Genomic DNA, 13,662 nt, shown 5'->3' with positions numbered 1-13,662 from the left:
TAATTCTGAACAGAAAGTGAACCTGATGAATAATGAGATTTAGGTTCTCAAAAAATGAGATGTTAACGTTGCTGAAGCTCGTCTTCGAATATTTTGTCTCTCATTTTCCAAAAGCGCCCGACTTTACGTGCAATCACGAATTGAGGTGGGCGGAATCTATGTTGGTGAGCAACCACTTTCGTTGGTGAGGCTTCCTCAAAAGGGCGGTGTCTGTCGGCAAGGTGAGGGCGAACAAACTGGTCTTTAAAGTTCTGCTTTTGTTTCTTGGTGGTTAATGACCAAAACTCATGCACCTGTGCTTGGTTTTCACCACGGTAGGTTACTTTAAGTTGCGATTTGCCTTTGTCGTCCTTGAGAACGTTAAGGTCCATCTCTAAACACTCAAATACCAACGCATCTTTTAAGTTCAGTGCTTCTTTCAGTTTTTTATCTGGGTCGACTAAGGTGGCATCGCATTCGTGGCAAATACGTGCGGCAATGTCGTTGTCAGCGCCGCATTCACCGCAGTATTTGGCTCGGAAGCGATAATTACAGTGTTCGCGTTCGCCCGTGTCTTCATCGGTAAAGTAGCCTTGGCATTTACGGCCAAAGTGCTCTGCCAAGAAGCCATTGCTGTCTAGCTTGCCCCAGAAGTTATTGTTGAAGCCGCATGCTGGGCAGGGGATGGTGATGATTTCACTGTCTGAGTCGGGTTTAGGGTCGCCCACTTCAGGTTGGTAAAGATCATAACTGTTGCCAGCATAGTCGAGCACTAAACACTCTTTTTTACCCGGCGATAAGCGTAAGCCACGGCCAACGATTTGTTGATACAAACTGATGGACTCTGTCGGACGCAAAATCGCGATTAAATCGACATGAGGGGCATCAAAACCTGTGGTTAATACCGATACGTTAACCAAGAACTTGATTTTACGTTCTTTGAAGTCACTGATGATTTGGTCACGTTCGAGAGTTGGTGTGTCGCCAATTACGATTGACGATTCACCTTCAGGCAGTAAGCCAAGGATCTCTTGTGCGTGTCTAACAGTGGCAGCAAATACCATGATCCCTAACTTGTCTTTGGCCAGTTCAATGATCTGGTCGACAATTTGTGGGGTCGCACGTTTAGATTGCTCGATCACCATATCGAGTTCGGCTTCTTTGTAACGGCCTGTACTTGCAGGTTTTAGCTGTGAGAAGTCATAGCTCAATACTGGCGCATCGATCATGCGTGCTGGTGTTAGAAAGCCTTCGTCCAACAAGTAGCGAATCGGTAACTCGAAAATACAATCTCTGAAAAACCTAGGCTCTTCAGATCGTACTTGTCCACGCGTGTGATACTGATAAAGCCAACCCATACCAAGACGATAGGGGGTCGCGGTCAGTCCAAGCACCTTGATGCCCGAATTATTCTCGCGCAAGTGGGTGATCACTTTTTGGTAGCTACTGGTCTTTTCATCTGGCACACGGTGGCATTCGTCGATAACCAACAGTGAAAATTGGTTAGAGAATGAATCGAGGTTGCGAACCACAGATTGAACCGAAGCAAACACCACTTGTTGGTCTGTCTCTTTTCGCCCTAAACCCGCAGAGAAAATTGAGCCTTTTAGCCCATAACCTTCATACTTTTCATGGTTTTGTTCGACCAACTCCTTAACGTGAGCGAGTACCAGCACTCGACCTTTCGCAAGCCTTGCTAGCTCTGCAATCACAAGGCTTTTCCCTGCGCCTGTAGGCAACACAAGAACAGCCGGAGTTTGGTGTTTTCTGAAGTAATGAATCACTGATTTTACAGAATCAGCTTGGTACGGGCGGAGTGTATACATATCGCGTCTTGTAGGGTAGAAAACAAATAGTGTGAAATAGCTCAACTAATTGAGCAAAGGTGACTATAATACCCGACTTAGATTAGTTGAGGTATTCATGCGTTTAGATAAATTTCTGTGCGATGCGTTAGGCGTCACTCGAAGAGAAGCAACACACTTATTAAAATCCAAGGCAGTGACAGTAAATGATGTCATTCAAAAAAGCGGGTCACTCAAGGTAACTGAAGAGTGCGTTGTGGAATGGCAAGGCAATGAACTGAATGTTCACGGCCCGCGTTACATCATGCTTTACAAGCCAGAAGGCTTTGTTTGTTCGCATGAAGATGGTTCAAATCGCACTGCGTTTGAATTACTCGATGAAATCAAAATGGACAAGCTGCACTTTGCAGGTCGTTTAGATGTTGATACAACGGGTCTTGTCTTAATGACAGACGACGGTAAGTGGTCTCACCGCATCACATCGCCAAAGCACAAGTGCGAGAAGATGTACCGAGTGTGGTTGGTTGAACCTGTTGAAGACGATTACGTTGAAAAGTTCAAAGAGGGCATCCAGCTTAAGAGCGAAGACGGCCTAACACTTCCAGCACACCTTGAAGTACGTGCAGAGCGTGAAGTGTTGCTAACGATTCACGAAGGCAAATACCACCAAGTAAAACGCATGTTTGCAGCACTTGGTAACAAGGTAGAAGCACTGCACCGTGAACGTATTGGTGAAATTGAGATGGACGAGTCTTTAGAGTTGGGTGAATACCGTTACCTAACACAAGAAGAAGTAGACTCTATCTGGAAGTAATCTTTTCTACCGTAGATGTGGCCGACCAAGGATAGCGTCGGCTGATTATTTTGACTGGTACTAGGACAGTTTCAGCCATTATTACTATATGTTCATGTATGTGTGCGCATATTCGTGTATCACTGTGCGTATTCGTGTATTGCTATGTGTATATTCGTATATTGCTGCCTGCATGCTCGTGTTCACATAGAACTTAGTACTTAGTCGGAGAGTTATGCAAACGTCTACCTCACAGACCCCAAGCTCACAATCACAAACGCCTCAGTTAGGTTGGATGCTATTTTTGGTTCTGGGCGCTATTGGTGCTTTAACACCACTCGCCATCGATATGTACCTACCTGCAATGCCAACGATCGCCAAAGATCTTGGTGTGACAGCAGGGGAAGTGCAAATCACACTTACCGCGTACACCGCAGGTTTCGCTTTAGGTCAGTTGTTACATGGTCCGTTAGCCGACAGTTATGGTCGCAAGCCAGTTCTACTGATTGGTGTGCTCTTCTTTGCGATAGCGTCTGTCGTGAGTGCGACGACTCATGGTATTGAAGCGTTAACGTTAGTTCGTACGGCTCAAGGTTTTGCAGGTGCTGCCGCAGCGGTTATTATCCAAGCGGTTGTGCGCGATATGTTCGACCGTGAAGATTTCGCAAGAACCATGTCGTTCGTTACCTTAGTGATGACGGTTGCGCCATTAATTGCCCCTATGATTGGTGGTTATTTGGCATTGTGGTTCGGTTGGCGTTCAATCTTTTGGGTGTTGGCTATTTTTGCGGTTATCGTGATTCTTGCGGTTATCATTAAGATCCCTGAAACACTGCCTGTTGAAAATCGTCAGCCATTGCGCTTTAAAACCACGATTCGCAATTACGCTCGTTTATGTAAAAACTCGACCGCTATGGGCCTAATTTTCTCGGGTGCGTTCTCGTTCTCTGGGATGTTTGCATTCTTAACCGCAGGCTCTTTTGTCTACATTGATGTCTATGGAGTACGTCCTGACCTGTTTGGTTACCTGTTTGGTCTGAACATCGTTGCGATGATTCTGATGACGACAATTAATGGTCGAATTGTTAAGAAGGTTGGCTCTCATACCATGCTGAGAGCCGCGCTGGTCATTCAATTATTAGCTGGCGTCGGTTTACTGGTTGGTTGGTTATTGGATCTCGGGCTTTGGGGTATTGTGCCGTTTGTGATGCTATTTATTGGCACCATTTCTACTATCGGCAGTAACTCTATGGGTCTATTGCTCAGTGGTTATCCAAACATGGCCGGTACGGCTTCATCGCTTGCGGGAACGTTAAGATTTGGTACTGGTTCTGTCGTTGGAGCTATCGTTGCGATGCTGCCAAGTGACAGTGCTGGGTCTATGGCTATGGTAATGGCTGCGTGTGCAGTAATGTCAGCATTACTATATTGGACATTAGGAAAGAAGGCATAATGTCAAAATACTATATTGAAATTCAGAAGTTAGTGAATGATGCATTGGGAGAGCTTTACGCTCTGCACAAAGCAGGCAAAGCGATTGATGCGCCTATTGCGAACAACCTTTATTTAGTTCGTTGGGTAACGAAGGCGATTAAGGCTCAGTCTTATGATCGTGTGATTGTGCCTGACTTGGTTCGCTGGCAGAAACAGGGCCGTTCAAAGGGCAATAACTCTGATTTAACTTTTACCTTTAAACGTATCTCTGCGTTTTACGGACGTTTTTTCCCTGAAGGCGAAGAGCCTAAAGCGCTAAAAGACAGTGATGTTGAAGCGTTCATGGACAAAATGTACGAGATGGGTTGGAGTGTATCAAGTGAAGACGAGCTAACGACTGGCGGCAAAATTCAGTTCTTCACTGATGGTGAGCACTCTTTTGCACTTTGTGGCAAACAGTGTGATGACTCGTTCGACGGTGAGTTGATGGTAAAACCAATGAACTGGTTTGTTCGTGGTAACCACGCTGAGTTTATTCAAGCAGCGATGGAAGCGGGTTTCATGCTTCACAAAGTCACTGACTACAAGTCAGCGGTGAAGTATCACGGTGAATACATCGTGTATCCTGCTAACCAAGGCAACCAGCTTGCTGAGATCCCAATTAGCGTTATTGGCTAATCTCGTGACAGTTAAAAATATAAAGACCGCCTAAATGGCCAACACCTATCATTTAAGGTGTTTAGATCGCACAGTGTAGCGAGTCTTACTAAAACGAACGGTCCTATCTTTGGGCCGTTTTTGTTTTTCGGGCAAAATATAACGTTTCACTCGCTCTCTCATAGCTCGCAGCTTTTTGGGAACCGAACCTGGGGAGGCGATAGCACACCACATTAGCTCATCTTGAATATCTCGAAGTGCCATCGTAAAGCTTATCCTAAGTGGTGAGACTTCAGCCTCTTTTGCTATTCGGCTAATCTCCAGGCGGATTAAGTTATACGCGATAAGGATACCCCATATCTCTTGCTCTACACCCTCTACAGATTGACTGCGGAGCAGAATTTCATCGTCAAGCATGTCATGCTTAATCTCGCCATAACTATTCTCGATTTCCCACCTTTCGAAGTACACATCTAATAATGATTTTAAACTGTATTTTCTATCTGTTAGAGAAGTCAGCAGCCCTTGTATATGATTGGGTTGTTGTTCACCATCATCGGGGTATAGAGCCAGCCTAGCTTTCCACGTTTCCGGGAGGCTCGGGTCTTGCTTTCTAGCTTGTGGAGAGACTTTCATCTCTACAATCAGATCTCGCCCATCATCATCGAGTTGCTCGATGGTTTCATATTTCACATTCGACTTTATTGGCGTCATCCAGTGACTTGTCCCATGCTCTTGTTGCCAGTTAAGCATAAGTTCTGCGCTCAAGTAGCAACGGTCAAAAATGGTCAATGAATTCGGGACTGCTGATGAAATTAAATCTTTTGCATAGCTGATTTCACCTTTAGAACTTTCCCCAAAAGCCACATCATGAATAAGTCGACTCCGTAGTGATGTGAGTGCGCACATTCGAACGATTGGATATTCAGTGTGCCTGTCTTTTCGGTAGTAAACATATTGATAATGCTCAGCTAAGCTTGGATTGTCGTGAGTTCTAAACTGTGTGCCATCGATTGAAAATAGGCTCAAACCATTCCATTTATCACCCGCATCTTCCGACTGTGTCCAGTGCTTTGCTGTGATTGAGAATAATGACTTTAAAGGCTTAGCGGTGAGGCGTTTTCTTGCCTGAGGAATTGCACTAGGTGCAATTGTTTCACCCAATGAATTAGACAATTTGAGGTCGAGTTTATCGAGTACATCAGTAATCGGTCTATCTCGATATAGACCAATACCAACGACTAACCATACAACAAGTTCGGCAGGTAACTTTCTACGGCGCATGCTCGCTTTGTTCGTTTCAGATAAAGCTTGGTTTATCCAATCTAGCGGAAGGTCTTTTTGGAACAAAGAAAGAGATTCTGGATTAGCAAAATCGTCAACATCGATTAACCAGTGTGACAGCATAAAAAAATACCCTTAAACAAAAGTGCTTAAGGGTATTGTTAACCATCTGTAGGATCGTTCAACTGATCAGGAAAATGCTTAAATGATCAGTGTTAGCCTAAATGGCGGTCTTTTTCTAGCAAGAAGGTGTGGAGGGAGTCTCATCTATAGCTCTTAATTTCTTCGCATCTCGTTGCCCGAATCTCGAATCTGCTTTAATCCTTCATCTGATCTTTAGCTTGCTTCTCAATCGCCTTCACCATGCCTTTAAAGATAAATAGGTGAGCTGGCATCATCGCGAACCAATACAGTAAGCCTAAAAAGCCTTTTGGATGCCACCAAGCTGAAATGTTCAGTTCACGAGAATCACCGAGGTCAGAGACGGTAATCTCGAGTCGCCCTAAACCGGGGCCTTTCATACCGAAAAGCAGGGATAAAAACTGATTCTCTTCACAGCGAATGACCTTCCATGAATCGATTTTGTCACCGACTTTTAGGTTGGGCCCTTCTGGCATTTGTCGAACCGGTACACCTCCACCGAAAAGAACATCCAACCATTCGCGTGTGCGCCATAAAGTGTTAGCAAAGAAGTAACCTTGCTTCGGGCTTCCGATTTGCTGAGCAACATGCCAAAGCGATTCCAATGAAGCGCTTGAGGTGATACTTGCGCCTGTTTTCTTCGGGTAATAGCCATACCCAGCTTGCCAGCGTTTGAATGCGGTTTTGTCAAAGCCCCAAACATTACTTTTTACGAAGTTGCCTTCAGAATGAATCGCTTGCTCAACCATACTTTCGAATGAGATAAGTTTCTGAGGGTACTTTTCTCTAATGATGGTCGAACTGGAGATGAAGTCGTGCTTTAAGCCCGCGAGAAGCGCTCTGCCTATGTTGGACGGAACAGAAGTCACCACGCCCAACCAATAAGACGCCATTGAAGGTGTGAGAAGTGATGTCGCCCACAGCCTGAGTGGACGATCGGCTGTTTTGGCAATGTGAGCAAATTGATTTCGATAAGAGACAATATCTGGCCCGCCAACCTCGAAAGTTTGGCTTTCGCTAGGCGTGTCTTGTGCGAGTTTGAGCAAGTAGTGGTTCAGGTTCTGCAAGGCAATAGGGTTGGCTTTAGAGTCGACCCATTTTGGCGCAATCATAATAGGCAAGTTGTACACAAAGTCTCGCATGATCTCGAACGCTGCAGAGCCGGGGCCAATGATGACGCCTGCTTGAAGTTCGGTTACCGGTACTGGTCCTTTACGAAGCAGTTGTCCGGTTTGTTTTCTCGCTTGAAGGTGCTCTGAATCACCAGTTTGGGGCTGAAGCGAACTGAGGTAGATGACGTGTTGGTTTTTTGGCCCAAGAGCCGAAACAAAGTTACGAGCCAAGTTGAGTTCGTAATCAATGAAATCATGGCCTTCAGCCATTCCATGTACAAGAAAGAAAATAAGGTCAAAGTCAGGGACGAGCGCTTGTGTCGCAGCTTGATCGGCAAGATCTAGATACACGAGCGATAGGTTATCGTGAGGCTCTGTTCGTGCTTTTAAATAGTCGATATGCCTTGCTGCAGCTGTGACTTGATAGCCTTGCTCAAGCAAGAGAGGGAGGAGCTGCGAACCAACGTATCCAGAAGCGCCTAAAACCAGTACTTTCTTCATTGTTACTCCATTTATCTCTGTGGTTAAAAACCGAACATTGATATAATAGCGCGATATTTATCTTTATTCATCAATACGTTCCGTTTAGGTATCTCTATGTTGCTCTCTTCAATTATTCATCACACTCGAGGTGATTTTGTTCGTAGGCTTATTGCGATTGCTTTGCCTATTACTTTGCAGAGCATTATGTTTTCAAGCCGAGGCTTAGTGGATGTGTTGATGTTAGGTCAGCTTGGTGAAGCGGATATTGCGGCTGTAGGTGTTGCGAGCCGTGCGATGTTTGTGACGACCATTATGCTGGTGGGTGTCACCACGGGTGGTGCACTTCTTACTGCTCAATATTGGGGCGCAGGTAACAAACAAGGTGTGCGAGAAAGTACCGCGCTTACATGGTTGGTTTCGACACTATTTGCGTTACTAACCATTGTTTTCTTCGTTTCATTTCCCGCACAAATCATGGGTGTGACGACTGACTCCCAAGAAGTGATCAACCTTGGTGTTGACTACATTGTTATCACCTCGTTTAGCATGCTAGCAGTATCGTGCGTTAGCAGTATGGCTGTAGGTTTGAGAGCGATGCACAAACCCGGACTAAGCACCTTCTTCAGCGGTATCGGCATCCTGTCTAACGTGTTCTTAAACTGGGTGCTGATCTTCGGTAACTTAGGCTTTCCTGCGCTTGGAATCAAAGGTGCGGCGATTGCGACGGTACTGAGTGGTGCGATTGAAGTGGCAACTTTGTTTGGTTATCTCTATTTCTCTAAGCATTTATTAGCCTTTAAGTTCTGCGATATAAAAGCAGCAGCTTCGATTGAAAAAGTGGTTCGCTTCTTAAAGTTATCGCTGCCGACGACGTTTAACTTTTTGGCATGGGCGGGTGGCTTGTTTGCTTACCACGCGATCATGGGGCAATCGGGTGTCCAAGGTCTGGCTGCACTTTCAGTGATGACGCCGGTTGAATCTATTTCATTGAGTTTATTGATTGGGATGTCGAATGCGGCTTCTGTTTTGGTTGGAAATCAACTTGGCGCAAAGAATAATGAAGCGGTTTATTACCAAGCGTTAGGCTTAACGATTTTGTGTTTCTTGACCAGTATCGCTGTGGCCGTTTTTCTTTACTTCGTACAAACGCCAATACTGAATGCTTTTAGTGCACTGACGGAAGAAACCAGAGCCCTCTCAGAAAAGTTCATTCTAATTTTAAGCGTGGGTATTGTTATCCGATCGGTACCGATGACTGTGATCGTTGGTGTGTTGAGAGCGGGCGGTGATGTGAAGTTCTGCCTTTATCAAGACCTGATTGCCCAATGGGTGATCGGTATTCCGCTCGCCGCGATTGCCGCTATCTATCTGAAGTTTCCACCTGAGTGGATATATCTACTTTTCCTCACTGAAGAAGTGCTTAAGTGGGGTGGGTCGCTCTATCGCATGAAAACAAGAAAATGGATTAAAAACTTGATAGGAAATTGAAGTAGAGCGCATCAACCCCATCACTTTATCGTTGGTGTGTGATCTATCTTTCAAAATACTTCCTCCTAACAGGGAATTAGTGTAGATTCTCATTCCAAATTCTAACTAATGTGAGCTGTTTAATGTTAAAGCTGTCAGACCTGTGTAAAGGCTATGTTGATGGGGGGGAGTTTCACCCTGTTTTGCAAGGTGCTGAATTAACATTAAATCAAGGTGATCAGCTGGCATTAATGGGAGAAAGTGGCTCAGGTAAGAGTACTTTACTGAATCTTATCGCGGGTTTAGACCTCGCCGATTCAGGTGAAATCGCTTTCCCTCACTTCGATATGCACGACTCGACCGAGCGTGACCGCACCGCTTATCGTAGAAACAACATCGGTCATATCTTTCAGCAATTCAATTTGCTGCCGACGCTTAACATTGCCGACAACATCCGTTTTTGCCGCCAGTTAAAAGGTTTACCTGAAGATAAGGGACTCTGGAGACAGATTCTTTCTGCTTTAGACCTTATGCCTTTGCTTGGTCGTTACCCTGAAGAAGCGTCTGGTGGCCAGCAACAACGTGCTGCGATTGCTCGTGCCTTGTATATGGAACCGAAAATTTTGTTGGCCGATGAACCAACGGGAAGCCTTGATGAGCGTAATGCAGAAGCGGTAATGCGTTTGCTGACCTCTTTGGCCCGCCAGTTAGAATGTACCTTATTGCTGGTGACACACAGTGAGAAAGTTGCATTGCATATGGATGGCAGAATTCGCCTACAAGGAGGGCAACTGCATGTTATGGCCCGTAGTTAAAGCGCTACTTGGTCACTATCGACGTTACCCACTTCAGATTATCTTGGTATGGCTTGGTTTAACCCTAGGCGTATCGCTTTTGGTTGGTGTTACCGCTATCAACCAACACGCCAAGCAAAGTTATACGCATGGCGAAAAACTCTTTTCGAATCCTCTTCCTTACCGTATTCGACCAAAACATAACGCGAATAAGATCCCGCAAGGTTTTTACATTCAGCTTCGTCGTGAAGGCTTTCAGCAGTGTTCTCCTTTTGACCACCATAGTATCACTGATGAAAATGGTGCAAACTTTATGCTTATTGGCATAGACCCGGTTTCTATGCTTCAGCTTCAGCCTGGTGCTGCCCTAAAAGAACTCACCACGTTAGATCTTATGAAACCACCATATCCGATCCTAGTGAGTGATGATCTTGCTGAACATATGGAATGGAAGGATGGGGACTACATCCCACTTATGGATGGTTCTGAGCTTGGTCCTGTGGTAGTTGACCAAAATAACCTGATTAATGGTACAAGGTTGATTGCGGATATCTCCTTGCTCCGAATGCTTAAACGCAGTGCAGGGCTTTCCGTGATTGCGTGTTCAGACATGTCTCCCGAGAAGTTTGAACGTCTTAAAAACATGTTGCCCAATGGTTTGACAATCTCTCGCAGCTCTAAAGCTGAGCTTGAGTCATTGACTAGCGCTTTCCACTTAAATCTAAAAGCGATGGGCATGCTGTCGTTTGTCGTTGGCTTGTTTATTTTCTATCAAGCGATGTCGCTGTCTTTCATTCAGCGCCAACCACTCGTCGGAATCTTGAGACAAACAGGTGTGTCTGGTTGGCAACTGACTAAAGCGCTTTGCTTAGAGTTATTGTTATTGGTTCTACTGAGCTGGATCTGCGGCAATGTATTCGGTGTCATGTTGGCAAACCAGCTGTTACCTGCCGTTTCTTCGAGTTTAGGTGATCTTTACGATGCGAATGTGGGCTTAACCCTTAGCTGGAGTTGGCGTTGGAGTGGTTATAGCTTATTAATGGCGTTGCTTGGTGCATTCCTAGCGTGTGCATGGCCATTGGTTCGTTTGCTGAGGTCGCAACCGATTCGTTTGTCATCTCGTTTATCTTTGATGCGTTTTGCTGGCACTGAGTTTACTTGGCAAGCATTGATTGGTTGTGGTTTCTTGGTTGCAGCTGTCGCTGTGTATCAAGCCCCACAAACGCAAGAATCTGGTTTTGCGATTATTGCCCTGATGCTCGTCAGTGTGGCTTTGTTTACGCCTTTCTTGATGTGGAAGCTGTTCAACAGTTTGTCTTATTCACTGCGTTGGGTTCGTGCTCGCTGGTTCTTTGCGGATGCCGCTTCAAGCATGAGTTATCGTGGTGTGGCGACAATGGCGTTCATGCTAGCCTTAACAGCGAATATTGGTGTAGAAACCATGGTGGGCAGCTTTAGGGATACCACAGATAAATGGCTAACACAGCGTTTGGCTGCAGACCTGTACATCTACCCAACCAACAACGCCGCTGCTCGTATGAGTAATTGGCTGTCAGAACAGCCTGAAGTCGATTCAGTTTGGTGGCGTTGGGAGAAAGATGTCGCTTCCCCTGTCGGAAGTACCCAGGTGGTCAGTACTGGTCCTTCTGAAGGCGAATTAGAAGCGCTGACGATCAAGTTAGGTATTCCGAATTACTGGTACCACCTGCATCATTCGAAAGGTGTGTTGATCAGTGAATCGATGTCTCTCAAGTTAGGGATTCGCCCAGGCGACTATATAGACCTTTATGACAGTCTTGGCTCTGGTTGGCAGGTTGTCGGTGTTTATTACGATTATGGCAACCCTTACCATCAAGTCATGATGTCACATCGAAACTGGCTATCTGGGTTTGCTGGACGCGGAAATGTCGGTCTAGGCGTCATACTCAAAGATGATGTCAATTCGGTAGGACTTCGAAGTCGATTGGAAAGCGTATTCAGGCTTGGATCTGAGCGTATTTTTGATAATAACAATATTCACAGTCAGGCGATGAGAGTGTTTGATAGAACATTCGCGATAGCTGATACATTGGGTAACATCACTTTGGTCATCGCGGTCTTCGGCATCTTTTTCGCGACGGTTGCGGGTGAAGTGTCTCGACAAAGGCATATTTCATTGCAACGTTGCTTAGGGGTCTCGGCAAAAGAGCTGATTTTTACAGGCAGCTTGCAGTTGTTTGTGTTCGGACTTATTTCTTCCTTGATTGCTATCCCGCTCGGATTGGCGTTAGCCAGCTTGATCGTCGATATTGTCATTAAGCAGTCTTTTGGGTGGTCACTCGAATTACAAGTGATTCCTTGGGACTATTTGCAGACATTTGCGTGGGCCATGGCAGCATTAATGTTAGCTGGTGCATTGCCAGTGATGAGAATGATTCGGAACACACCGATGAAATCACTGAGGGATGCGCTTTAATATGCTTCAACGAAATGGCTCAAAAAAACTCAGACACCGATTTGTTTCTGCTCTATTACTGATTGGCTTCTTTGGCACTATTTTAGCTGTATGGGCTTACTATTCCTATTTTGTCGATGTTGGCGATAAGGGCGAGAATGAGGTTAATTCAGTACTTGTCAGTGAGCACTTCAATGTGTTTGAACCTGTATTGCCAGACCGAGGCGTTTCGTTGCCTCGTGATTTCCAGTTCCACCCAGAATTCCAGCATGAGTGGTGGCATTATTTTGCGTCTCTAAAAGGGGATGATGGGAAAAAGTACTCGGTACAGTGGAGCTTCTTTCGTATAGCAACTGACGAGAGAGAAACTCGGGGGTGGCAAAGCCCGCAGGTTTATATTTCAAATGTGGTAATTTCGTCTGAATCTAAGGTTTGGAAAGAGCAACGTTTGGCGCGTGGCGGCATTGGACAGGCGGGTATGACCAGTCATCCATTTAGAATTTGGATTGATAACTGGAACTGGCGTGCTCTGGGTAACACACCGTTTCCAGGTCGCCTTCAAGTACAAACCGATACGTTTGGCCTTGAACTCGACACTATTGCGAAAGGGCCATACGTGCTCAACGGCGATAACGGCTATCAGAAAAAGCACGACTTATTGCCTGTCGCGTCTTATAACTTCAGCGCTCCGTTTTTATCTTTGAGTGGGGTTTTGAATCTCGACGGTGTAACGAAAGAAGTCGAAGGTACTGCGTGGGTGCATAAAGAGTGGGGCAGTGGTTTACTCGGAGTCGGTCAGCAAGGCTGGGATTGGTTCGTGTTTAATCTCGATGACGGTACTGCACTGAGCATTAACCGCTATCGCCACAATCAACAATTGCCTTATGTTTTTGGAACATTAGCAACTCGTTCTGGCAAAGTGTATCAGCTAACGGACTCCAACATTTCTATCAAGCCATTACAGAATACGACGCTAATGAATGGTAGAAGAATGCCGCTCCAATGGATTATTAACGTGCCACAACACGATATCAATCTCACTACGCGTATCAAACGTAGGGATATGTGGCTGCCTTTTGTCATACCCTATTGGGAAGGGCCAATTATGGCGAGCGGAAGCCATGAAGCAACAGGCTTTATGCAGTTAACTGGCTACTAAAAAACACCTAAGGCTATCATTTGATAGCCTTTTTTTATGTTTGATATTCCGACAACCCTCGAATTATTTGTGCATACAGCCTTGGTGAACTCATCTATACTTAATTCATGGTGCATAACA

General features: G+C 45.4%; 10 protein-coding genes. 7 read left to right on the top strand and 3 right to left on the bottom strand.

The features are described from left to right. Nucleotides 1-62: 62 nt before the first annotated feature. On the bottom strand, nt 63-1,805 hold the full coding sequence (gene radD / locus OCV30_RS09350; protein WP_065680421.1) for a DNA repair helicase RadD: 1,743 nt from the start codon (nt 1,803-1,805) through the stop codon (nt 63-65). 97 nt (nt 1,806-1,902) lie between these two features. On the opposite strand from radD, the gene rsuA reads away from it, so the two are divergent. The 3 genes from rsuA to OCV30_RS09335 all read left to right on the top strand — a co-directional run bounded on the left by rsuA (nt 1,903) and on the right by OCV30_RS09335 (nt 4,689). Then, entirely contained in the window at nt 1,903-2,598 is a 696-nt protein-coding gene (gene rsuA / locus OCV30_RS09345) for a 16S rRNA pseudouridine(516) synthase RsuA (RefSeq protein ID WP_009847085.1), read from the top strand. Nucleotides 2,599-2,812: 214 nt separating this feature from the next. Next, nucleotides 2,813-4,030, top strand: a complete 1,218-nt coding sequence (locus OCV30_RS09340; RefSeq protein WP_065680420.1) for a Bcr/CflA family multidrug efflux MFS transporter — start codon at nt 2,813-2,815, stop codon at nt 4,028-4,030. Continuing rightward, entirely contained in the window at nt 4,030-4,689 is a 660-nt protein-coding gene (locus tag OCV30_RS09335) for a DUF2913 family protein (RefSeq protein WP_009847083.1), read from the top strand. The genes OCV30_RS09340 and OCV30_RS09335 overlap by 1 nt, the downstream gene beginning before the upstream one ends. Nucleotides 4,690-4,737: 48 nt before the next feature. On the opposite strand, the gene OCV30_RS09330 is transcribed toward OCV30_RS09335, so the two are convergent. Continuing rightward, nucleotides 4,738-6,075: an IS4 family transposase gene (locus OCV30_RS09330; RefSeq protein ID WP_065680110.1), complete on the bottom strand. Its 1,338-nt coding sequence runs from the start codon at nt 6,073-6,075 to the stop codon at nt 4,738-4,740. A 194-nt stretch (nt 6,076-6,269) separates the two neighbouring features. Beyond that, on the bottom strand, nt 6,270-7,706 hold the full coding sequence (locus OCV30_RS09325) for a DUF2867 domain-containing protein (RefSeq protein ID WP_065680195.1): 1,437 nt from the start codon (nt 7,704-7,706) through the stop codon (nt 6,270-6,272). A gap of 96 nt (nt 7,707-7,802) precedes the next feature. On the opposite strand from OCV30_RS09325, the gene OCV30_RS09320 reads away from it, so the two are divergent. From OCV30_RS09320 to OCV30_RS09305, 4 genes are all read left to right on the top strand, one after another. Then, a complete protein-coding gene (locus OCV30_RS09320) occupies nt 7,803-9,176 on the top strand; it encodes an MATE family efflux transporter (RefSeq protein WP_065680194.1) in 1,374 nt (457 codons plus the stop codon). 122 nt (nt 9,177-9,298) lie between these two features. Further along, nucleotides 9,299-9,970 (top strand): ABC transporter ATP-binding protein, encoded by a 672-nt coding sequence (locus tag OCV30_RS09315; protein ID WP_009847080.1) that lies wholly within the window; start codon nt 9,299-9,301, stop codon nt 9,968-9,970. Next, entirely contained in the window at nt 9,951-12,404 is a 2,454-nt protein-coding gene (locus tag OCV30_RS09310) for an ABC transporter permease (RefSeq protein ID WP_009847079.1), read from the top strand. The genes OCV30_RS09315 and OCV30_RS09310 overlap by 20 nt, the downstream gene beginning before the upstream one ends. Then, nucleotides 12,394-13,542 (top strand): lipocalin-like domain-containing protein, encoded by a 1,149-nt coding sequence (locus OCV30_RS09305; RefSeq protein ID WP_065680193.1) that lies wholly within the window; start codon nt 12,394-12,396, stop codon nt 13,540-13,542. Before OCV30_RS09310 ends, OCV30_RS09305 begins: the two co-directional genes overlap by 11 nt. The last annotated feature ends 120 nt before the right edge of the window (nt 13,543-13,662 follow it).

Origin of the sequence: Vibrio atlanticus (genome assembly GCF_024347315.1) — a bacterium.
Taxonomy (GTDB): Bacteria; Pseudomonadota; Gammaproteobacteria; order Enterobacterales; family Vibrionaceae; genus Vibrio; species Vibrio atlanticus.
The sequence above is the reverse complement of the archived record's forward strand: the minus strand, read 5'-3'. Positions and strand labels throughout refer to the sequence as shown.